Consider the following 22,799-nt stretch of genomic DNA (forward strand, 5'->3'; position numbering starts at 1 on the left):
AATTATAATGTAGCGCTGATCTTAATAAACAATCGGGTCGATATCGTAAGGTGTCTCTTGATATACATAGTAATTGAGCCAATTAGAGAATAATAAGTTGGCATGTGCACGCCACACTGCAGGAGGTGTCCGTTCTGGATCATCTTTAGGGAAATAGTGTTTCGGCAAGGCCATCTCCATGCCCCTCTCCAAATCACGATCATATTCCCATTTCAGGGATAGAGGATCGTACTCGGAATGTCCGGTCACAAATATTTGTTTGCCGTCGGTCGTAGCTACTAGATACATACCAGCTTCTTCGGATTCTGCCAGAATCTGCAGATCTGGATTGCTCTCAATATCTTCGCGGGAGACATCGGTATGACGGGAATGCGGTACATGGAATACCTCGTCAAAACCGCGCAGCAATTTAATGTTATTTTGATTAATCGTATGGGAGAATACACCAAAACATTTTTCAGGCAATGCCACTTTACGAACACCAAAATGATGATACAACCCTGCCTGTGCCGCCCAACAGATATGCATGGTCGAGGTCACATTATCCTTGCTCCATTCAAAAATCTCTTTTAGCTCTTCCCAATAGGATACTTCCTCAAACTCCATTTGCTCTACGGGTGCTCCTGTAACAATAAGGCCATCCAAACGGCGGTGGCTGATCTCGTCAAAAGTTTTGTAAAAGCTTCTCAAATGCTCAGCAGAAGTATTCTTAGAAGTATGTGAGCGTGGATGCAGCAAGGTAACATCAACTTGCAGCGGTGAATTTCCTATTAAACGCAGCAATTGAGTCTCCGTCGTTTCTTTAGTCGGCATGAGATTCAGAATAGCAATCCTTAGTGGACGGATATCCTGATGGAAAGCCAAACTTTCATCCATCACAAAAATATTTTCTCCGGATAGTACTTCTTTTGCTGGTAAACTGTCGGGAATTTTAATTGGCATTGTCTTTCCACTCCTTAACTGTATTTAGGTTATGTTGTCACATCGCGGCTTTCTGAACAATAAAAAGACCTTTCTCGGAAAACGAGAAAGGTCATATCTACAGTCATATGCGCCTCTCTCATCTGCCAGAAACTTTTGGACGGGGTTTAGTCGTCAGCAAAGTTCCGCAAGAATTAGCACCGTGCGTTCACACGCCGGTTGCCGGGTTTCATAGGGCTAGTCCCTCCACCTGCTCTTGATAAGATTTAGCTGTATTCAATTAAATTTCTTTAAAATTTACTTTAAATCATGAACCTCCTTTTCGTCAAGTCCATACAATGCTGAAGTAGCCTTAAAGTAACAATAAATTTGCTTGAAAGAGGCATACTCCGTTGTTATACTAGACAAGTATTTCATACCTGAACGAAAAGAAGAGGTGAGAAGAAGAATGGAAGGCGACCCGAGCTCGCAATTAAGTGTACAAAATGAGCAACCACACAGGATAATCATCAGCTTGCCGGCGGCGGGAGCAGTTCTTCTTCATGCCCTCGAATCGTCATTCGGCCTCTTGTATTGATTGTAACGCCGGCCAAGCTGATTTTTTTCTCTGTGCTTAATTAGCAGTCCCTGGTGAAGACCCGGGGATAGAAGGAGTGGAATCAGATGAAAATCCGGCTGGTGAATGCAGGGGTTTTTACACCTATTGATGAAATTGATGAAACATTGACACCCCCAACAGAAGGGTTCTATTGGATTGATGCAGATGTGGAGGATTTGGAGCTGCTTCAGCCCCTGTTCAACCTGCATGATCTCGCTGTTGAGGATTGCCTTAGTGAAGAGGATCAACGTCCAAAGATCGAAATATACGAAAGTCATTACTTTATTGTTGTAAACAGCATCCGCTTTGATGATGAGGAAATTTTCCTGCGGGCACTCAATATATTCTTGGGCAGACATTATATTATTACTGTAACGAAACAAAAGATCCACGAGCTGCGCATCCTGAAGCCCATGTTATGGGAGCAAGAGGTTAGCGAACCCGACCAATTCCTTTACCTGCTTATCGACCTTGTCGTAGATAATTATTTCTCCGTAGGTGACCGAATTGAAGCCCGGATTGAGAAGCTTGAAGAGGATATTTTAATGCATACCAAGAAATCTCATCTGAGTGAGATTATCGGTCTGCGAAGTGAGATCTTATGGTTAAAGAAGATGCTGGGACCACAGAAAGAGGTTATCAATACCCTGAACAAAAAAGACCTCCGTCTGATTGATGATCAGCTGCAGAAGTATTTTAGCGACATTTATGAAAATGCAGTTAAAATATCCGAAACCTTTGAGACGTACCGCGATCTCATGGGCAACTTACGTGAGGCCTACCAATCCAGTATCGCCAACCGCGCCAATGAAATTATGAGAGTATTTACCGCGATTACAACGATATTCATGCCTTTGACCGTAATTACCGGAATCTATGGGATGAACTTTGATCATATGCCTGAGTTGCATACGAAATACGGCTATTTTGCCGTTATAGGTCTAATGTTGACGTTAGGCTGTGGGATGCTGTATGTATTCCGCAAGAAAGAATGGCTATGAAAATAAACGGACGAATAGGCAAGACGAAGGCCCTTTAACCCTATGGTGTAAGGAAGCCTTCGTCTTTTTGATATGAGGAAAAGCTACTAGAAACTGGTCGCCACGCCCACTTTAGGAGCTTGCTCCCGCCGGAAACGAATGCGGATCAGCCGCAGACGTTCATAATAGCTGTCCAGCCCTTCTGCTGCTGAAAAATCCTCCCCATACACCATATGCAGCACTGGCTTTAGAAAAAGATCTCCTGCCTCTAGATAGGCATTCCATATCGCTTCCTGTTCATTCTGCGGCATATTTTCCAGTTCTACCTCGATCAGTTTCTCCACGCAATAACCTTCTCTTTCCAGCTCCTCTACCGCTTCAATCAGTTCGCGACGGTTCACTCCACTGTTCACCTTAAGCTGTTCTAACCCTAACCCATTCTCGATCCCTTGCAGCAGAATTCGCCGTAATCGCAGTCTTTCTAGCTGTTTCTTATATTTGACCTCTTTCTGTTTATAGAGCCAGGATACAAAAGAGTCCTCCTCAATTTCTTGGTGAACCCAATTCAAAGGAAAGGAATGTTCCCTTGCAGCCGTAGAGGTTATAGCCAACCAATCCGTGCCATATTGGGCTACCTTTCCTTCCCCTACACCAGGGATCTGCAGCAGCTCCTCTGGTGTATGCGGCAAGAAAGTGCTTATCAAACGTAACAAACGATTGCTGGCAAGAATGTAAGGGGCTTTCCGTTCACTAGAAGCTCGGCTGCGGCGCCAAGCACATAACTCCTCATAAATAGCTTCGTTCCCATTATATTCACTGTAATATTGCAGCCTTAGCTGCTCCTGATTACGCCCAGTAAGGCCGTCTTCTTCATGAAATACGCCATCAATCAACGGCCGATAGCCATCCCCCATCTTCACCGCCAGCTCATGCCTGTAAACACAGAGCATTTCATTCCAAGAACCACCCGCATACCACAAATGCTCCTGCGTCTCCTCACCGTCTGAAAAATCACGCCAGCCCAGGCTCCACACTCCTTCTTCCTCTCCAATCCATAGCTGAGCGAACACCTCTTGATCCACCCCAGATATTCTGGATAAGCGATTCATAAATACAATTTGCATATTCATCCCTGCCTTTCTAGTCTTCAGCAAGCACTATACCTACCGGGTCTGAACTACTCTTCGCTGGTGTGAATCCCACACTGTCAGACTCGGAAAACGCAAAAAAGCACCACTCTCACGATAAACGTGAAAGAGGTGCTCCCTCATTAAATGCTATACTGTTAGATCCTACAATACCATATATTTCCTAACAGTCAATATCTTTTTATACTAGTTTCTTGCCAAAGCTAAGGTTGCCAGTCCAATCGCACCTGCAAGTCCTGCATTATCTCCAAGCTGCGGTGGCACAACGTAATTATCAATATCGGTATTGAGCGCTGGATGCTGAACATAACCTTTAAGCAGCTCCTGCAGCTTGGTACGGATTAGCGGGAACAAGTGGCTTTGCTTCATGACCCCACCGCCCATTACGATTTTTTCGGGAGACAGAATCAGCACGTAATTCATAAGTGCATGTGCAAGATAATGAGCTTCCATATCCCAAGCTGGATGGTCAACAGGCAGCTCGCCTGCTGGTTGTCCCCAGCGTTTGCCAATCCCCGGACCTGCGGCTAACCCTTCAAGGCAATCGCCATGATAAGGGCAGTAGCCCTCAAACGTGTCCTCTGGATGTCTGCGAACTAGAATATGTCCCATCTCAGGATGAGACAATCCATGCACCATCTGACCTCCAACAACTGCTCCCGCTCCAATACCTGTCCCAACCGTAATATAAAGGCAGCTGTCCAGACCTTTAGCCGCTCCCCATTTACTTTCCGCAAGCGCTGCACCATTCACATCCGTATCAAAACCGATCGGCACGTTAAATTGCTCAGCCATTGTACCTACCAGATTATATTGTCCCCAGTGAGGTTTTGGTGTCGTTGTTATGTAACCATAAGTAGGGCTGTCCAGCACGGGATCAATCGGTCCAAACGATCCAATACCAAAAGCTTCTACATTCTTCCCATTAAAATAGTCGATTACGAGTCCCATCGTTTCTTCCGGTGTTGTTGTCGGAAAGCTAACTCGGTCCAGAATGGTACCGTCCTCATAACCAATCCCGCATACAAACTTCGTTCCGCCTGCTTCAATCGCTCCCAATAACTTCATAGCAACTATCTCCCTTCTCCAATAAGCAATAATCCGCCATCCAGTGTGAAAATAAAAAAACAATATAAAATAAAACAATCAACAGCCCTTATTATACGTTGGATGAAGCGCTATCACAATAATAAAACTCCCTTCATGCAATTTTGCATGAAGGGAGTTTTATTATTGTTTAATTATTTAAGTCATCAAACATAGAGCCTTTTACCGTAACCTCAATTTGATCCAGCGGCTTAATGCCGACAAGCTTGCCCAGTGATTTGTATGCGTTGGTACTCTTGGAGAGCTCCACATCTGCCAACCAAGCCTTAACATAGTACTTCCCATCTGGCATTTCAGCTGTAGTATAGACAGGAATATGGTCCTTATTAATCGTAATCGTCACCGTAGACTTTTCCGTGATCTTGTACATATTCTGATTCAAGCCCACATATTCACGGTATTTGAAATTGTCGAAGCTTCCCAGTGTACTAGACTGTGAGTAACCCTCTAATATATTCTTCCAGAATTCATGGGTGCCATTATCACTTTCTCTTTCTTGTGAATATGGGATCTCTTCCACATCTTTAGTAAAGCTGTTCTCCACCGTCAACAATTTCGCATCATTCACTCCGGTGTTATCCTCTACGGATAAAGCTGCTGGCTTTCTTGCAAAGTTATTCCCGTTTTTGCTCAGTGGTTCATTCCGCAGATTGACCGCAACTTTATCATTATTGATATACATAAGATCAGTTTCATATCGGAAAGAATTCGTAAGTTCCTCAACAAGATCCTTATGGTCCTTCGTGTCTTTATCCGTATCTTTAAACGTAACTGTCTCCAGTGTAAAGGTATACGTTCCAACAGGATTAAAATAATATCCGGATTTAATCGGATAATCATACCCTTGAAGTTGCTTATCCGTCGCAAACACGGCGGTATCATAATTAGATTTGTCGTTAAGCATTTTTTTAGCGGTAGCTCTGGCTTTCTTATAAGCTTGAGCCATGCTATTCTCTACCTTCCAACCGATGTCTCCGCTTGCCTGTTGTGTGAAGATTCGTTCGAATTGCCCCTTTACTTTCGTCCAATCCTGTAAGTTCTTATTCTCATCTTCATGAGCCATCCAGCGGATTACATTATAATTGTAAGGCTCACTTGTCCAGAGGAGCTTTCGAATCAAAGAATCCGCTTTATTCTTGTCTATTGAATTCTTGTACAGCTTAGGTGCTATTTGTTTGGCCCCGTTATAAATATAGGTCCGAATGGTTTTGACATCCTCACCTGGTGTAAACGGAGCTGAAGTGCTGCCGCTCTCCGTATACGTTTGACAAGATTCAACATCTTTACCTTGCCCGTTCTTAGTTGTGCTGCACACCTGATAATTACGAGTGAAATTTCTGCTCACAGTACCCTGGAAACTGATATTACCTGACTTTTGATTAGGTGTATACGGAGCCGGATTAATGTACCACTTACCGTTAACAGGATCATCACCAAAATCAGGACGCTGTAGACTAGCTATGATGTCAGGTTGCCTAACTATAGTACTGGCGGCATCGTTAACCAGCGGATTATTCTCCACACGGAAATAACGATAGATAGTATCCGAATTATTGATTACTTCCAAAGCGCCTGTAGCATTCCCACTCCAAGTAAAATCAGAATATTGCGGTTGTAGAACAGCCTTTATAGCAGCACCATCGGCTAACCCGAATTTCACTTTTTTCGATAACACATTATAATCCAGATCGAAGGAGCCTTTAGTTGTTGGCATCGAGTTGACCTTCTTAATCCATCCGTAAATCTCATTATTTCCGTAAAAGACTTCATTAGGTGACTTCAACCTGTTCAGATTAAACTGGATGTATACGTCCTCATCAGGCATTGTAAATGTCGCGAAAAGAATATTGTCAGCCGTATTAGCCGCAAGCATAATTTCACCTGCTAACGTTGACGCATGACCATGGTATCTTACAGGGATTTCCTTTCCGTTACTCGTGATCTTCCAAGCGTAATCTGTTGTTTTCTGCGTGGCGAAGCTGGATCTGAGTCTGATTCCAACGGTTACCTCTTGTCCAGCTACCGCGCCGGTTGGCAAAGTTTCGAAATGAGGGGATAAATCATTTACCTGCAAAATAAACGGTGCGATAGGAATGCCTAAGTAAGTAATATTTCCGTTGGAACCTTGGATGTAAATCCTGCCTGATCCCCAAGACAGATAGGTAGGCGGTTGCAAGACGTGAACATAATCTATCCATCGCCCTCCCTTAGACGGTGTAGTATTCTGAGTGTATACAACCCTGTCTTTATACTCCTTGTCTTGATTGTTATAGATGAACCGTTCATATTTCTTACCGGCATAGCTCAGGTTTAGTCCAGTAAGAATCGCCTGCTCAAAAGTCCCGCCGGAATTTGCTAGATACTCAATATCCCGACCTACAAATGCATCAAAATCATTTTTTCTAATTTTGTAGCTTGATTTTACGCCAGAGTCCTTCCAAGGTTCCTTAATCATATTAAAATTCTGAATTTGAATCCCGCTCCATCCAGCATACCATGGAGCTCCCTCAGTTGAGACCGAGTCCCCATCAATCGAATACCCGGAAAAAGCAAACATATTGCTATGCTCCAGCCATTCATGATTTCCACCATAAACAATCTCAAAATTACTATTGTTAGATTTTATCTGGTTTTGCAACAAATCCTCTCTTAACTTTCCTTTATTAGTCTCCATTGTGTAATAATTAGATTTTTTATAGAGCTCCGCCATATCTTTATTGATCTTCTCGATAACAGCTGTCGCTGTTTTTGGAAGATTGTTAGATGTATCATTCACTGACTCTTCAGAGAAAACTGAAGAAGCTATAGATTGGAATAAGAATATTGTCACTATACTAAGCCATATCGATTTTTTCATACCTTCACCTCTCCTACTTCGGCCATACTGCGATTCCTATATCCCCCATACCAGGAGAGTCTACATCAATTTTATAATCTTTGCTTTGGAAGACTTTATAATCTAGCTCATCCATTCTTTTTGTTTTTGTTCTAACATACTTCATAATCGAATCTACGACATCGCCCTCAATGTTTTGTCTAAGAATATTCTCCGCTTCCTTCGCTTCCAGTGCAGGGTCAGAGCCTATATTAGTAAATGTAATTGTGATTTGAAAAAGATACTGACCTGCTTTCCGATCATCATTGTTGTATACTGTCAGCTGTGAATCGGTAATATAAGTCGACTCTAGATTGGCCCCCAATTGAGTATACGGGATTTCAAACCCATGAATCGTTACCGTCTTCGCTCCATTCGTTGATTCTCCCGTAGCAGGCTTATCAGAGGTAGCTATTTCACCTGAAGGAGTAGTGATGTAGACCGTCTTCACAGCATCATCCCATTTCACGTTTACACCGAGTCCTTCATATACAAATCGAAGTGGGACAAAGGTTCTTGACTGTTTGAACAATGCTGCCGTGTCCATTTGTTTTGTTTTTCCATTGAGCTCATAACTCTTTTTCCCGATATAGACACCCATTGTTTTGCCTTCAAGCGAGATTGTTGCCTTTTTGGCCTTACTGTCCCATAACACCTTAGCTCCAAGCGCTTCACTTATAAAACGCACGGGTAGCTGTACTCTTTGCTGCGCATCGATAAAAGGCTGGGCGTCTGGAAAAATAACTTTTTCTCCATTTACTACTACCCTCAATGGAAGACTTGCTGCAAAACCTGAAAATGCAGAAGTCATCAGGGATACCATTAGTAATAAAAGTAGAGAACTGATTAATTTTTTCATATAATTACTCCTCTCAATTTATCTTTCTATTTCCTGATATAATTAGTTAAGATGTATTGAGGTAGTACTTGCACGGGCAGCTGCAACAATTTTGGATTCAACCTCTCGATATTTTGTAACTGTGTATCTTAAACCTGCAGTTTTTCCGTTAATCGCTGTTGTTACACGATTTTTCTGTGTCCGGACTTCATTGCTTAAACGTTGAACTTCTCTTAATTGAGCTTGAACATAAGATTCACTGTAAGTCCTGCCCACGTTAGAACTGACTCCTGAAGCTATAGATAATATCCTCTCGACGGCTTCAGCAATGCTCTCTTCCTTACGCACCAGACTTTTCTGCAGACTCTCCAGTTTATCCATATTCGCCAAAATCTTGGCTCCTTGAATGACACTAGCAGATGCAACTGCAATCTTCGTTATGGTTTTCGTTACGGTCGATTTGACTTTGCTGATCGCTGAATCTTTAATCGTGCGTACGCCAGCGATAAATTCTTCCTTAGTTTTCTTAATTTTAGATTTTACACTTTGGAATATATCCCCCATTTTCTTCATTGCTTTGTCTTTTACACTAATCCAATATTCCTTCTGAGCTTCAATATACTGAATGGCATTCTCTACAAAACGATTAAAGCCCTCTTTTAATTTCGTCATAAAATCAGAGACTGCGTGCTTTACCTTTTGTGAAAACTCCTCAATTTTATCACCGATCAAATTAGTCACTCGGACAGCTTCTGTCACCATATTCGTTACAAATTCAACACTTTGATTATAAAAGGAGACCACTCTCTCCTTGATATCCTCCACCTTTTGCTCAATCCAGGGAATCACACTGTCAATTACAAAACCAATCACATAAAGCGCAACCAGAGCTTTTATAGTGACAACGAGCGCAGCTAACGCTGCAGTAATCGCCGCAGTAACAACTGCAACGGGCCCAACAGTCACCATTAAAAGCCCAACTACGGCTATTCCCGCAAACGCTAATGGCCGCAGATCTACTTCCCCATCCAATACTTTAAAAATCCCTTCAACCAATGCTTCCTTTAGTGGCCCCGGCACAATTTCTAAACCAACTGTAATATTATGCACAAGGTTAGGAACCAAAGCCCGAGTCTGTGACTCTGAACGTTGAAAGGACTCATTGTTCCCGTCGATCTTCAGTGAGAATAAGGAATGATGTGGCAGCACGGTATTCCTTTCAGATTCAGTGTCAATGTAAATACCTGCTGATGGATTTTGAAATAAGGCCGGAACGATGTCATTTTTATTTCTGAACTCTTTAATTTTGTCATTCTCATTCAATTCATCTATAGTGGCCCTGTGTTTATCAAGCAAGGTTCCATTAAATCCCGGTGCATTAAACGTTGATGCGGAAGTTAGCTGATTCCGTAAATTCTCAGGTAATATAAAAGAGGAATATAGGGCTAGATTACCTCCTAGCGAGTGCCCAGTCAGAAACAATTCATAACCCGCATCTATTTTGAAATTATCCATATATTCTTTAGCTTCCGCCTGTTGTAAAGATTCAAGGGCATATGCAGTTGTTCCGTTGTTTTTCCAGTCATTATGGTAAAGCGGGTTATCCATTGGTTCACTACCCCGGAACGCCGCTACCTTTGCCCCGTTCTTGGTATCTACTGTAAATGCAACAAAACCTGATTCCTCTTTTTTATTATGAGAGACGATATTGGAGATTTCCCAATTCTGATAATCAGATATATTCATCTGCTCTATGAGATCATTCCACTGCTTGTATTCTTTGACTCCGTTAAGATCGTCAGGAAAGCGTTCTTTTAATTGTTGCTGACCTGCGGGAGAAGCGTAGAAGTTGAGAACTTCGCCGAGAGTGATTTTTTTATATAATGCATATGTTTTTTCCAAATCCTTAATGTTGAGTATATCTAAATAAACAAGTTGTGAGATCTGCTTTAACTCTACCTCTGTAAGCGTATCGTCCATTACAATCCCCCTCTTTGTTCCATTCTTTTTATTCTGTCCTCTTTCCATATATCAAAGAATTCTCTAATCTTGTCTTGAGATTCTACAATCTTTCCATCAACTCCTAATTTGAATCCAGCCATTGTAACTATATTAATAATTCCTGTTTTTTTAGTTTCGTCACTAAAATATATGTCAACACTTTCCTCTGCCTTTTTGACCTCTTCTAATCGACCATAGGCCTCTGGAGTGAGGTATCCTATCCCTATCAGACTACTCACATATTTATTTTCTGCTAGTATTTTTGCAAAATCCATATATTTTCTCATTTCTGCCTCTTGGTCCATATCTCCATTACCATCAACATAGTTATCACTATTTAAATAGACTGAAATCACCAGCGTATTCGTTGGATATAACTTCAGAAATTGCTCGTAGGAAATCTTTGTATCGTTATGCTTGGGGTAAACCAACCCCGTTTCGTTGGCAACGATAATTTTACTGTCAGGCCAAATGCTAGCAGCGATTGCTTGAATCATTGGTTCGTCTTTTTTTGCTACCACCTGGTTTAAATAGTTGTCATACACCTTTTCCAAATCCTTCGTGATTTCCACCCGTACATTAATCGTGTCATCCTTCTTAGGATGCACAGTCGCCTTCAAAGTATTGTTGTTCATCGTTCCCCAACCGCCGCCTATGCCATCAAGGATGAATTCCTCGCCATACTTTTCCTGCAAGGAGCTCAAAATTTTCTTTTCACTTTTCTCCTCTCTAGAGCCACATCCCATAAAGCTGAACATTGATAATATCAACATCAGAGTCAACACCTTCCTTGTATAAATCTTTTTCATGCTGGCTTCACTCCTTTTTGATCGCGATTCCAGTTAGTAATCAGAACTCAAAATCCAGCTTCAATTCTGGAAATTTGAGCATTTGATTCATGGTTGTTTCAACCACTTTATCGAGATGTAATGTCATTTGGTTCGTTAGTTTCTCCATACGTTCCATGAGGGCATTTGTCAGTTTATTCAACCATTCCTCTACATGGTCCATCAGCTTATCCCCTACCGGACTGCAAATCAGCAAGATGGATAAGACAGCTTGCGTGATTTCATTAAGCTCTTCTGCTATTCCCGCTGCCTCTAGCATGGCTGCTTCAGATAGTTGTTCAAATTTCGCACGGATGTCATCGAATAAGAAGGATTCCGGAATATTATTCATTTCGGTTCTCCACTCGCTGAACTTCGCATCCAACATTCGTTCATATTTGTGGGCAATTTCAATCAGTGCACCTCGCACTTTTCCTACATCTAACTGATCTATTAAGGTAAATATCACGTAACCCAAATGATCCGATGCAGATTCTGTTAGTCCGACGGTATCCCCAAATCCACTCATAACAGCATCAAAAACAGGCGTATGCTCTTCCGTTAGGATATTAATCTTGGATAGCAAAGCATAGGCATTCCCTTTTTCACCTATAATCACATTCCCCTCAGAGTCAAAGGTATAGCGCTGCCAAAGCGAATCAGGAATTAGAAATTCCGTTTCTTCTATACCCGATTTAGCAAATACAATCTCTTCGTTGTGTTTGCCTAACGCGGATACAAGACTGTTATAAGCCACAATATTTTTAACCTGAAGCTTCCCCCTTTGCTCCGCAGTCAGAATGTTTACTATACCTGGTGCGTCGAATACCACACCACCAATCCCCTCATTAACCGCTGCTGCATAAAGAGCTAAGGCACCGCCCATGGAATAACCAGTAACCTGGCAATCCTTCTCCCCTTTGTTTTTTAATAAAAATCTTGATGCTTCCTCCGGCATGCTGCTCTGACCGCTTAACAGAGACTGCAGATCCGCAAGCCAATCTTTTCCTTTATATGTAAAGATAATTAATCTATCATCATGCTCATCTCTATAGGCATAGGCTGCTGCACCAGCAAAAGTCAGACTATCCGTCAGTTCGAGACCGTCTGCTGCTTCTACAACTGATGCCAGTGTTATGTATTGTTGTTCGGTCAGCTTCACTTACAGATCCCCCCAAATAAATTCACTTCATACTTACTTAAAATCATACTAACAAGGCAGATAGCTCAAAATCTGCCTTGTTATGTATGCCAGCATTATTTTCCACGCAGTTTACTTGCCATTTCTTGCTCGGCTTGTTGCTTGATGTTAGCAATTTGCGTTAGGTTCTTACTGATGTTCTCTACACAGAGAACCATTTCCTTAAAACTAGGCATAAGTCCATCGAATTGTTGTATAAAAGCAGTTTGTGATTCTCCTTGCCACCAACCGCTAACAGCATGAATTTCAGATTGCAATTGTTTGATAAGAGTATCTGCATTGTTTGCTTTGGTTTTAATAGACTTAGCTACACCTAGTGCCTGATCCGGATTAAATGTAAGATTGTTTCCCGCCACATTATTCACCTCCTTTCAAAGCATTTCTATCTCAACACCCCTGTCATTACTTCTGGCTTTGCTTTTGCTTTTCTAATTGCTTTTGTTTCAGTGCCTCTTGCGCCGCCTTCTCTGCTAGTCTTCGCTTTTCTTCTCTTTCCTGTTCAGCACGGATCACTTCTGAAGCCACTCTTTGGACCCCACTTTCGAGCCTATCCAGCATTGTAAGCAGGGTCTTCATTTCGCTATCCAGCTCGTTGTATTCACTTTGAAATGCTTTAGAAGCCGTACCGGTCCAATAGCTGGCCGATTGTGTATAATCACTTTGCAGTTTTTTTGAAGTACTGTTCACTTCATTGATTAGACTATGGATTTGTGAAGCGTTTCCCCTGATTTCTGATGGACTAACTGACACTAGCTGCACCTCCATCCTAAACTCCTACTCCCGCATTAACTCGATTCTCCTTACTCCATACGGCACATCTTAATCCGGTATATTTATTCTTTACAATGAGATAGCCATCACCTTGCTCCCCATCTTTCTCCTGGATTCCGTAAGGTAAGGACACATTGTAAAGATTTTGTTCTTTCATTCTACCTAGCAGGATCCCGGTCTGTTCTTCTCGGATAGTCTTGCCCAAGGAATCCCAATTAGAGGTAAGATCATTTGTGTTATCTGTCGCTAGAACAGCTACCTTCATGCCGCGTTCTTGCTTCACAATTCGTTCAATCAGCTCATGCAGCATATACTTGTCTCCGCTCGTAAATTCACTTAGACGATCAATAACGAAGATTATCTGCTTCCACTGTTTCATCAGAGCGCCAACGTCACCACCGGACATTCTGCATGAGAGAAGCTCACTGCGTCTAGTTTCCAATTGTTCTTTGATCCCATCAATGAAATTGTCCAAATCATCCACGTTCGATAAATCCGTTACGTAAGACTGTTGTATCAGTTCATAAATGCCCATAGCAGATGAATCCAGCGCATATACCTCTAGATCCTCCCTTTCGCTCAGCAGCTTCATCCACGATACAAGTAAAGTGCTCTTTCCTGACATAGCCTCTCCAGCTATCATCAGCACTGGTGTTGCAACAAGGTCTATAAACACAGGCTGTAAATCATTGTTGCCCAAGCCTATTGCCAGTTGCTCTGTATTATTATTGAGCTGCCGCAGATCAATCGTAGAAGGCATCACCGGAATTGGTGCGGCTCCAGTTAGATTCAAAGCCTCCATTCTCTTCAAGATGAGCTCGGTAGCGGTATGTTGATATTCAGGAAGCGAAGTCTGAAATTCCAAAGGCGGCTTGCCTCTTACCAATCCTCTGCCTGCAACCTTAGCGGGTTCCAAGCCTTCCGTTCGTCCTACAATACCATCATATTCACTCTTCTCAGTCATCTGGAAGCTGATCGCCATTTTGAAGTTAACCGAAAATTTATATCTGACCAAAGCACTATTGGTTGCTGTAGCGACCATATAAATACCGTATTTAAAACCTTCACGAGCCAGCAGCACCATTTGAGCGTCAAAATCTTCGTAGGTCTCCGATAAAGCAAAGTAGTTGTCGACTATGACTATAAATGCGGGCAGTTTTCGTCCACTTCTACGGTAATCATTGAACCCTTCACTTCCATTATTTTGAAACAGCGTTCTTCGATCCTCCATAACCCTGAACATAAAGCGCATAAATTGGTCAATTTTATCTTCTTGCTCCAGTGTCATTACCCCACCGACATGAGGGAGTTTCTCCATAGCTTTGAGTGAGCTTCCGCCAAAATCCATAATATAGATATTGACGTCATCCGGCGGATACATTAGAGCCAGCGATAAACATAACGTTTTGAGGAACACGGTTTTACCTGTACCCGGCGTTCCATAGACAAACAGATTCCCCTCAGATGCAAAATCTATCTCCAGCGCTTCCTGTCTCTGTCCTCTTGGATCATCCATGATCCCCACTGGCACACTGAGCAGTTTCTGCTGCTGCGGCCATCTACCATCTGCTAAGCTATTCGGCAGCAATAAATCGAGGTAGACTACTTCAGGCAGTGGCGGTAGCCAAGGCCCTTTCATTGGAGAAATCCCATATTGCTTGGCGGTTTCTGTAATGTATTCAACCATGGCATGCAGTTGGGAAGCAGACTCATTTGGGGAGAATTTCTCTTCCTCAAGCGGAAAGATCTGCTCGCTTCTACCATTCAGAGCTACCTTATAGATTCGTTTGGTCTTGTTCTCCTGTTTCTGCAGTTCGCCTTTCGGATCATAATCAGCACCAGAATACGCAGATTGGAACAACTCAAAGATCTCATCATTTCCGACCTGTATATACGCCCTTCCCGGTTCCTTAATCATGGCCGCATCAGGACGTTTAATAACATCCCGACTGTCAGCCTCATCCTGCACTTTAAGACATATTTTAAATTTCGAGTTACTCCATATCTGGTCATCCACTACGCCGGCAGGCTTCTGGGTGGCAAGGATCAAATGGACGCCAAGGCTTCGACCTACCCGGGCCGTACTTACAAGCTCTTTCATGAAATCCGGTTGATCCTGCTTAAGCTCCGCGAACTCATCCGCAATCATAATCAGATGGGGAATGGCTGGCATGTCACCTTTTACATTTTTGCTATAAAATAATTTCTGGTATTTATCAATATTGTTCACGCCATATTCCGAGAAGACACGTTGCCGCCGCATGAGCTCACTTTTGATAGATAGCAGTGCTCTCGTCGTTTGATTCCCATCCAAATTCGTAATGGTACCGACCAGATGAGGCATTCCCTTGAATACATCTGCCATGCCGCCCCCTTTATAATCAATAAGAACAAAAGCAATATCATGCGGATGGTAATGAATGGCTTGGGATACGATGATACTTTGTAATAATTCACTTTTGCCAGAACCTGTTGTCCCGGCTACAAGACCATGGGGCCCGAACCCCGTCTCATGCATGTCTAAATATAAAGCTTCTCCACCAGCCCTCACCCCTATAGGTACACTCATGCCCATATAGGTTTTGTTGCGGGTCCAGTTCAACATTACATTTACTTCAGATACCTTTTCGTTCTGTAGCATTTCCATCAGTGTGATGGAGGATGGAAGTGAGAAATTAGCACTTGAATTTTTGATTCGTAGCGGTGCGAGCTTTCTGGCGACTAGATCTAAATCTTTTATATCTGCCTGATCCGGAGTAAATACGATCTTCTCCCCGGTTAATCGATTGGCCATTTCACCGTTTTTTCCGTTTAAATGAATAACCGTTTTACAGTTCATGGGCAAATAAGCGGAATTCTTGGCGATAAAAAGGGTTGATACTCCAAGCTTTACACTGCCGTTGTACAAATATTTACTGATTAGCTCATTCTCAAGTAAGGAAGCGTCCTCTACAATAAAGAGATAATGGGGCAATACACCACCGCTCAAAGACCTCATCTCCCGCTCCTTCAAAGAGCCATAAATCTCGGACAAGGTCTGATGGGCAATGGCTTTACCACATAAAAGAAATCTGATATTAAAACCGTCATCCCATAGGTGGGGTACAAATTTCAGCCAATCCCATTTCTCCAATTCATCCTCTGCGGCAAGAACAATAACCCTGACATCGTCATAACCATGATGAGTCACAAGCTGTAGCAGCATCAGTTTTATTAGCACAGCTGTTTTATCGCTTTCACCGGCAATCCCGCATATTTCGGTAGTCAACAGATTAACCGTTATAGGAACGTTCGGGACCTTCTCAAATTCCATGGCCAATCTCTGCGGCTCCATCAGCAGCGGGTCTGTTTCAAGGATGATCGCCTGTTTGGTGTATTTGATGTGCAGTTCCAGGGGTACACTTCCCACCCCGATCCGCAGAGCCAGAAAATCATTATGTGAAGGCGTTTTTTCCCATAGCTTGTTATCCCTGCGCGAGATTCGTTGCACACATTCCGCAGGATCCGGGCTCATTTCATTCATGGCTTTCACCTGTTGTTCGCGAGCTATCGACAAATCGCTGCGGACATCGGTTATAAATTGAAGATATTTTTCTTCCCGTTCCTTCTTCTTTAGCTTATATTTCCGAATCTGAGAAGTTGCTCCTGTCAATGAGCCAATCAGTGTCATTACTGTGGTCGCAACTGAGATCAGTAAATAGATGGACTGTGAAGTCATTGCGATTAATACGGTAATAATCAACATTACGATAGGTGGAAGCAATATTCCGAACCAAGAGATCTCTGGTTTCTCGTTAATCATAGGTGGATTAGGAACATCAATTTCTCCCCGGGGCATATCCGGTAGAAAACGGGGCTGACGACTGAATTCATAGCTCATTAGATCTACCTTCCTATAAAGGTTATTGTCTCCGCCTCTCCACCAAATAGAGAGATTCGATGCCATTCACGACCACTGCAAAAATAAAGATCATTGTCCAGAACATGTAAATAGTCCGCGCTTTCCCCAGATATTCGAATACTCCCTCCATGCAATGGATCTACGCGATATATACTGTTGTCATTTAATCGGTTAGCACAATAAATATATTTGTCATCCGTGCTTATACTAAGGGCAACTATATTGTCTACCATAGTTACCGTATGACGCTCCACATCAAGTAGCGTCAAGCGATGTCCATTCTCGGCATCTGAAAAACACAGCTTATTTCCTATCCGAATCAGTAAACTTGTAACCAATTCACTAATCTTTTCACTTGCCTCACCGGATTCTGTGCTCCTCTTAATCCCATTTGGTGTAGCATAGTAGATTTGTCCTTCGTACAAGAGAAAACTCTCCACATGCTCATCAATCAGCCTCATATCACGTTTACCACTAGTAGAACAGCGATATAATCGATGGTCCTCCTCGTGAATATAGTAGATCCAATCTTCATGTCGCTGAAGCTGATAACAAGGTTTGTCTAACAATACTTCTGAATGTTGCTTTACAATATCAAGCTTACAGAGCACATTTCCCTTTAACTGATCACTGTAATAAAGGAAATTGCCAGCCTCATTCATGAACCAGAACAAACCCTCATAATGAATAGGCACAGCTTGATCATTCGCTCTGTCCAAAGAATAGGTTCCTGAATAGTTTTTAATATCCGTAATAAAAAGAGATTCATCAGCCTTTAGGATTAATCCGCCACTTTGCAGGTTGCCATTCATTTCATTGCCCCTTCTCAGATAAGTGTGAGCAGTGCGCCTTGGGCTACACCTTCTTGATCCAAGGTTTTACTATTACTTAATATTCTGCCTAATGGCTCAGCCTGAAGCTTAGCCCCGCTTCTCTCTTTTAAGCTCAAGGACTCCGTTAACATGTCTAACAGTTCTTCTATAGTCACAAACACCGGGACTTTTAGGTCCATTCTTAGACCTGTATCCGTTTGAAAAGTAACCATGATATAGTCCATTCTGATTATTCCTTTCATCAATTCTTAACGGAGAGAATATATTTCCTCTCGCTAATTAACTGATAATCTACTTCTTTGTCTGCTTCTTCAGCGAGCTTTAAGTATCTGGTTTTAAATTTGTATGTTGCCTGTGCTTTCACATTAACTTCTGATACCCATTGGCTGGTTTGGGTGTTCTCTATGTTAGAAAAATCTAAATTTACCGTAAAATCATTGTATCTATCATCATTGGAGGTAAATGTAAGCACGTTGCCATTATCGGTCTGTTCCGATACATTTAGAGCACTTTCGAACGCATCTGAAAAGTATTCTTTGAACCTCTCCTCGTTAATCACCGCATCCAGTCCACGTAGCAGTTCATACTCTAAACTCCGATCCTTGGCTGCCCGGCAAGCATTAGAGATCGCAGTGCTCAGCACTACCTTCTCTCTAAATACAATGCCCATCTCCACCAAAGGCTCCACAACAATTGACACTAGAATAATCAACAATACTCCTACTGCAATATTTTTCACACAAAGTCATCCTATCAATCTATATAGTAGTCCAGATCCTTATAATGTTTCAGGCCTGTCGTTGACATGGAGAAGTGGACCGGAATTTCACGCTCCAGCTTCTTTCCCCATAAAGTGATAGAGAAAGGATATACAGCTTTAATCTCAACCGTAAGCGGTTCGCCTCTTTGCCGATAAGGTTTATTCCATTCGTTCCCTTCATCGTAATATGAGGTTTCATCATCATTTCCAATCGCATTATCATGATCTGCATTAGTGACCGTAATGACAATATCATCGGCTTTATCTCGGTAAATAGGGCGCTCCTGTAATCTCTCCATAACATCCTCATAATACGATTCCTTCAAGTAGTTATCACCAGCTACAATCTGCGAAACACTATACGTCTCTGTGACCAGCGTTAAATACCATGGGAAAAAGAAAGCCAAATTTACAAACAGCAAAATCGTTACCGAGGTCAGAATGGTAAGTAATACTGCCTTTGCTATCCCTTGCATTGTGTTTTCACCCCAAATTAGCTAACCATCTTTCCAATCAAATCATCGAATAAGAATTCCCAAACATCATCAACCCATCCTGTCAGTACTCCACCCTTTAGATAGGTCACTACCACTCCAATTAAAATAATAACGCCAACCGTGATGGCAATTTGCTTGATCCCTACTTCTCCTTTTTCCTCCACTAGCAATTCCTTAAGATCTGTCTTCATTCGTATATCCCCCTATAAATAAATTTGGCTTATTGAAACATCTTCATTGAACTCAGAATGGTAAACAAATAGTACATAACGATATAAATAGCCAACACTATAATAAGTAGAAACTGGATCCTTGCGCTGCTGCGCTGCCTACTCTCCAGCTCTTCTTCCAAAGCCCTGATTCTGAAGCCATCTAATTCATTCTTGAGATATGCCATCTGAGACACATTATCGTATCCTTTAAGCCTCGTCTCCATAATGTCGCAGAACTTGATCACGTAATGCATCGGAATCCGTTTCTTCAGCTGCTTAAAAGCGAATTCTTCTCCGTAATCAATATTGTCCAGCATCACACCGAGCTCCTCGGCTATATCAGGATTTGCACTAGGAATGTAATCCTTAAGCACATCTGAGAAATGAATGTTAACCGACTTTATATACTGGTAATAGACCATACTATAAAAGGCTGGGAAATCCAGGGATATATTTTTGTTCTTCTTATCGATAATCTTCTCCAACTCGACCACCGGATAGAGCCAGCCCAGCATGATGAAGATGGCAGAGATACAGCCAAGCAGGATGTTCACCTTCCATAGCAACAACATAATCACAATAGCACTTAGCGTGTACATGAATTGCTCGGTCCGTATTTCCTCTGGAGTCTTTTGTAGATCAAGTCGGTCAATGATTTTCTTGAATCTTAATCTTTCAGCACTTCCCAATAACCCTTTAACATATTTCATTGCAATTCTTCGTTTATATTGGTTGAACTTCTCTTTTAGCGCCGCATTTTTACGCTGCTTGATATATTGACGTGCACGTTTTTTCTGTTTTCTGCTCACAGGCTTGAAGAAGGGGTATAACAATATCTTGATCAAATAAAGGATGGAGAGCATGGCTATCAGCTTAACTAGGAATATCATTTGCGCTCACCACCCATGCCGACGTTCCCTTGGAGTACCTGACTGCGTGCAAAGCTTAGACAAATGACACTAATCAATATCGTGTTGATCAATTTCCCAACATTGCTTTCAAGCATAAATTCTCTAAAATCCTTTACAGTTAATGCGTACAAGAAAAAAAGCACAATGATTCCGGTTTTAAACATAAAATCTCGATTCATCTTTCTAAAAATCCGTTCCTTTTTAGAGTTAATCTCGCGCAGCACGGCATTTTCATCTACAATATCGAGGAAAATGTCTGCCATACCTTTTCTTTCGTTATATTCGAAGACCACTGCTTTTTTTGTGAAATTATCAAATTTGGGACCAAGCTGTCTATTTAATAGCGTAATAGCTTGCTTAAAGGAATAGCCGTTGTTGTCGCAATTATCTATAAATTGCTGAAAATATGGCCTAAGATTAGGACTGATATATTCATCGCTCTCCATCACCTTTTTAATGGCTACTAGTACACCTTCACGGGCTAACGGACAAATCACATCTTCGGCATCCATTATATTTTCAAGCCGTTCTGCTTGGATGGCTCTAGACTGCATCACGAAAAAAGTAAACAATCCTACAAAAATTGAAATCGTAATCACAAGCGAAAGCGTAACGCTTTTCATAAGCAGAACCACTAGCAGAGCTATAATCGCAAAGCAAATGCACAGCATTGAGGTAAAGCTCTCCAGCGTAAACGGCATATTAAAGTCTAAAATCAAACCCTCTACCATTCGATTGTATTTCGCATAAATATTTTCCTTCTGCCTGACGATTCGCTCCTTCTTGATCCGGTCAACATAACGCTTCGTGTTATACTTGCCTAGGTACTCTGCGAGGGTATCCATAACGTCGAGAACATATCTTACAGAACCCTGAAAAAACTTGACCTCAAAGATGGCGTTAAATAGTACAAATGCAGCCATACCAAGAAGTAGACTAATGATTAAAGTTGTATTCATCGAATTCGTACACCTCTGTTTCGCCCTCCAACGGATCCTTGGTAAAGAACTCAAACCTGCTTTTCTTAATTCCGGCCTTGAGCATTAGCTGCTGTACATTCTCCGAGATCTTTCCTACACGTAAATGTCTGCCAACAATTTTGATCATCTTCTTGCCTTCAATCATCTCTTCAATAACATCATCACAATCAAATCTATAGATTTGATTAATCAGTGGATTCAAGCCATCTGAGCCCAAAATCTCTGAAATTGAAGTCACTTTACGAGTACCATCTGCCAGTTTCTCTTGAAAGATTACAAATTTCACAGCACTGCAGATATTTCGTAGAGCAAGTTCCGCTGGCTCATTAGAGGCCATTAGATAAGCCGTTAGAAATCTGAAGATCGCTTCCTTATCCCCCTCTGCATGAAGGGTGGAAAAGAAATAGTGTCCCGTCTGTGCTGCTCGAAGCGCTGTGGCGAATTCACCGGGTGTTCGAAGCTCCCCTGGTCCAATCCAGTGAGGTGACTGTCTCATCGCATTAATAAGCAAATTTTCCATAGTCGCTGGGCTTGAGTCATCATCATCAGGGACCGACTCGTATTGCAACACATCATTCAGCACTCTACCGTGTTCGCTGTTATCTTCTCTTTGAATCAATCTCATCTCCGAAGGATTTTCAATGGTAATAATCCTTGATAGAGGATTGATCTCCTTCACAAGAATTTCATTTAGCGTTGTCTTTCCGCTTCCTGTCGGTCCCACTGTAATCCAAGATAAGTCTGATTTCGGGATCAAAGACAATAATTTATACATATTTGAGGAGAAGGATTTATTCTCAATGAGCATTTTTGGAACAATACTCTTCTTGCTGAACTTTCGGATCACAAACGCCGGTTGATCATACGGTGAGATCTCAGCATGAGTGGCATTCACACGATATCCCTCAATCGTTCTGGCATTTACCATGGGTATCTTTGGAATCAGCCGAACCTTGGAGATACCTATAAGCTTGGCGATAATCCGTTCCATATGATCACGATCTGTAAAATTTTGATCCCACTGCAGGCTTCTTCCGCCGCTTTCCACAAAGATTTGATCAGGCCCGTTGGCTCTGATTTCATCTATACTAGGGTCCTCCATAGCCTTGGTAATGGGACCATAGTGAGTGATTTCATTGGTGAGTGCGTTTTTCAACTCTGCTAGATCATAAAATCCCTCGACAGAAGGTTTCTGCGCGTCTACAAATTCATTTATGTATGCCTTAGTCATTTCGCGTTTTCGAGCAGGGTCGTTTTCTCGCCTATAGGCATGTGTCGTTATTTTCGTAATATATTTTTGGCATAACTCCAAAGCCTCATCAAAGCTTATGGTCGTATATTTACTAGCCAGATCCTCCATGTTCTCCTTCGGCCCTACCTGATGCAGTACTTTTTGCTGCATATCGCTAATTTTCGCACGTGTCAGCAAGTCGCTCTC

Annotated in this window: 20 protein-coding genes and 1 riboswitch; of the genes, 1 reads left to right on the forward strand and 19 read right to left on the reverse strand. The window is 42.1% G+C overall.

Going from position 1 to position 22,799, the window contains the following annotated elements:
• Positions 1 to 21 precede the first annotated feature (21 nt).
• Positions 22 to 942 carry a homoserine O-acetyltransferase MetA gene (gene metA / locus MHH49_RS01590; RefSeq protein ID WP_036684477.1) on the reverse strand — a complete coding sequence of 307 codons (921 nt, stop codon included), beginning with the start codon at positions 940 to 942 and terminating at the stop codon, positions 22 to 24.
• Between the two features lie 115 nt (positions 943 to 1,057).
• Positions 1,058 to 1,187: riboswitch (SAM riboswitch) on the reverse strand.
• A gap of 397 nt (positions 1,188 to 1,584) precedes the next feature.
• On the opposite strand from metA, the gene corA reads away from it, so the two are divergent.
• Complete coding sequence (gene corA / locus MHH49_RS01595) at positions 1,585 to 2,520, forward strand: magnesium/cobalt transporter CorA (protein WP_038569550.1); 936 nt, start codon at positions 1,585 to 1,587, stop codon at positions 2,518 to 2,520.
• Positions 2,521 to 2,606: 86 nt separating this feature from the next.
• On the opposite strand, the gene MHH49_RS01600 is transcribed toward corA, so the two are convergent.
• The 18 genes from MHH49_RS01600 to MHH49_RS01685 form a co-directional block, all read right to left on the reverse strand.
• Entirely contained in the window at positions 2,607 to 3,623 is a 1,017-nt protein-coding gene (locus tag MHH49_RS01600; protein WP_339811351.1) for an HRDC domain-containing protein, read from the reverse strand.
• Positions 3,624 to 3,833: 210 nt separating this feature from the next.
• On the reverse strand, positions 3,834 to 4,715 hold the full coding sequence (locus MHH49_RS01605) for an ROK family protein (protein WP_051491338.1): 882 nt from the start codon (positions 4,713 to 4,715) through the stop codon (positions 3,834 to 3,836).
• Positions 4,716 to 4,884: 169 nt separating this feature from the next.
• Positions 4,885 to 7,611, reverse strand: coding sequence for a hypothetical protein (locus tag MHH49_RS01610; protein ID WP_076297590.1), 2,727 nt, complete (start codon positions 7,609 to 7,611; stop codon positions 4,885 to 4,887).
• A gap of 13 nt (positions 7,612 to 7,624) precedes the next feature.
• Positions 7,625 to 8,488, reverse strand: coding sequence for a copper amine oxidase N-terminal domain-containing protein (locus MHH49_RS01615; RefSeq protein ID WP_076101575.1), 864 nt, complete (start codon positions 8,486 to 8,488; stop codon positions 7,625 to 7,627).
• 42 nt (positions 8,489 to 8,530) lie between these two features.
• Positions 8,531 to 10,447, reverse strand: coding sequence for an Mbeg1-like protein (locus MHH49_RS01620; RefSeq protein WP_341137836.1), 1,917 nt, complete (start codon positions 10,445 to 10,447; stop codon positions 8,531 to 8,533).
• A complete protein-coding gene (locus tag MHH49_RS01625; protein WP_076103994.1) occupies positions 10,447 to 11,277 on the reverse strand; it encodes a hypothetical protein in 831 nt (276 codons plus the stop codon). The genes MHH49_RS01620 and MHH49_RS01625 overlap by 1 nt, the downstream gene beginning before the upstream one ends.
• Before the next feature lie 40 nt (positions 11,278 to 11,317).
• Positions 11,318 to 12,457 carry an Mbeg1-like protein gene (locus MHH49_RS01630; protein WP_076271937.1) on the reverse strand — a complete coding sequence of 380 codons (1,140 nt, stop codon included), beginning with the start codon at positions 12,455 to 12,457 and terminating at the stop codon, positions 11,318 to 11,320.
• Positions 12,458 to 12,552: 95 nt separating this feature from the next.
• Positions 12,553 to 12,852: a WXG100 family type VII secretion target gene (locus tag MHH49_RS01635; protein WP_036684485.1), complete on the reverse strand. Its 300-nt coding sequence runs from the start codon at positions 12,850 to 12,852 to the stop codon at positions 12,553 to 12,555.
• A 46-nt stretch (positions 12,853 to 12,898) separates the two neighbouring features.
• Positions 12,899 to 13,246 (reverse strand): WXG100 family type VII secretion target, encoded by a 348-nt coding sequence (locus tag MHH49_RS01640; protein ID WP_162164277.1) that lies wholly within the window; start codon positions 13,244 to 13,246, stop codon positions 12,899 to 12,901.
• A 16-nt stretch (positions 13,247 to 13,262) separates the two neighbouring features.
• Positions 13,263 to 17,147 (reverse strand): type VII secretion protein EssC, encoded by a 3,885-nt coding sequence (gene essC, locus MHH49_RS01645; RefSeq protein WP_341137837.1) that lies wholly within the window; start codon positions 17,145 to 17,147, stop codon positions 13,263 to 13,265.
• A 5-nt stretch (positions 17,148 to 17,152) separates the two neighbouring features.
• Positions 17,153 to 17,980, reverse strand: coding sequence for a DUF5050 domain-containing protein (locus MHH49_RS01650; protein ID WP_036684488.1), 828 nt, complete (start codon positions 17,978 to 17,980; stop codon positions 17,153 to 17,155).
• Positions 17,981 to 17,994: 14 nt separating this feature from the next.
• Positions 17,995 to 18,225 carry an EsaB/YukD family protein gene (locus MHH49_RS01655; protein WP_162164278.1) on the reverse strand — a complete coding sequence of 77 codons (231 nt, stop codon included), beginning with the start codon at positions 18,223 to 18,225 and terminating at the stop codon, positions 17,995 to 17,997.
• Between the two features lie 17 nt (positions 18,226 to 18,242).
• The gene (locus tag MHH49_RS01660) at positions 18,243 to 18,740 is read right to left on the reverse strand and encodes a hypothetical protein (protein ID WP_036684491.1); all 498 of its coding nucleotides are present in this window, start codon (positions 18,738 to 18,740) and stop codon (positions 18,243 to 18,245) included.
• Between the two features lie 14 nt (positions 18,741 to 18,754).
• Positions 18,755 to 19,237: a hypothetical protein gene (locus tag MHH49_RS01665; protein ID WP_036684493.1), complete on the reverse strand. Its 483-nt coding sequence runs from the start codon at positions 19,235 to 19,237 to the stop codon at positions 18,755 to 18,757.
• Positions 19,238 to 19,254: 17 nt separating this feature from the next.
• Positions 19,255 to 19,449, reverse strand: a complete 195-nt coding sequence (locus MHH49_RS01670; RefSeq protein ID WP_036684494.1) for a hypothetical protein — start codon at positions 19,447 to 19,449, stop codon at positions 19,255 to 19,257.
• Between the two features lie 29 nt (positions 19,450 to 19,478).
• Entirely contained in the window at positions 19,479 to 20,360 is an 882-nt protein-coding gene (locus tag MHH49_RS01675) for a hypothetical protein (protein WP_036684496.1), read from the reverse strand.
• The gene (locus tag MHH49_RS01680; protein WP_036684498.1) at positions 20,357 to 21,340 is read right to left on the reverse strand and encodes a hypothetical protein; all 984 of its coding nucleotides are present in this window, start codon (positions 21,338 to 21,340) and stop codon (positions 20,357 to 20,359) included. The genes MHH49_RS01675 and MHH49_RS01680 overlap by 4 nt, the downstream gene beginning before the upstream one ends.
• Complete coding sequence (locus MHH49_RS01685) at positions 21,318 to 22,790, reverse strand: ATPase, T2SS/T4P/T4SS family (RefSeq protein WP_036684499.1); 1,473 nt, start codon at positions 22,788 to 22,790, stop codon at positions 21,318 to 21,320. Before MHH49_RS01685 ends, MHH49_RS01680 begins: the two co-directional genes overlap by 23 nt.
• Positions 22,791 to 22,799: the final 9 nt, after the last annotated feature.

The organism is Paenibacillus sp. FSL F4-0122 (assembly GCF_038002845.1).
Classification (GTDB): Bacteria; Bacillota; Bacilli; order Paenibacillales; family Paenibacillaceae; genus Paenibacillus_AQ; species Paenibacillus_AQ odorifer.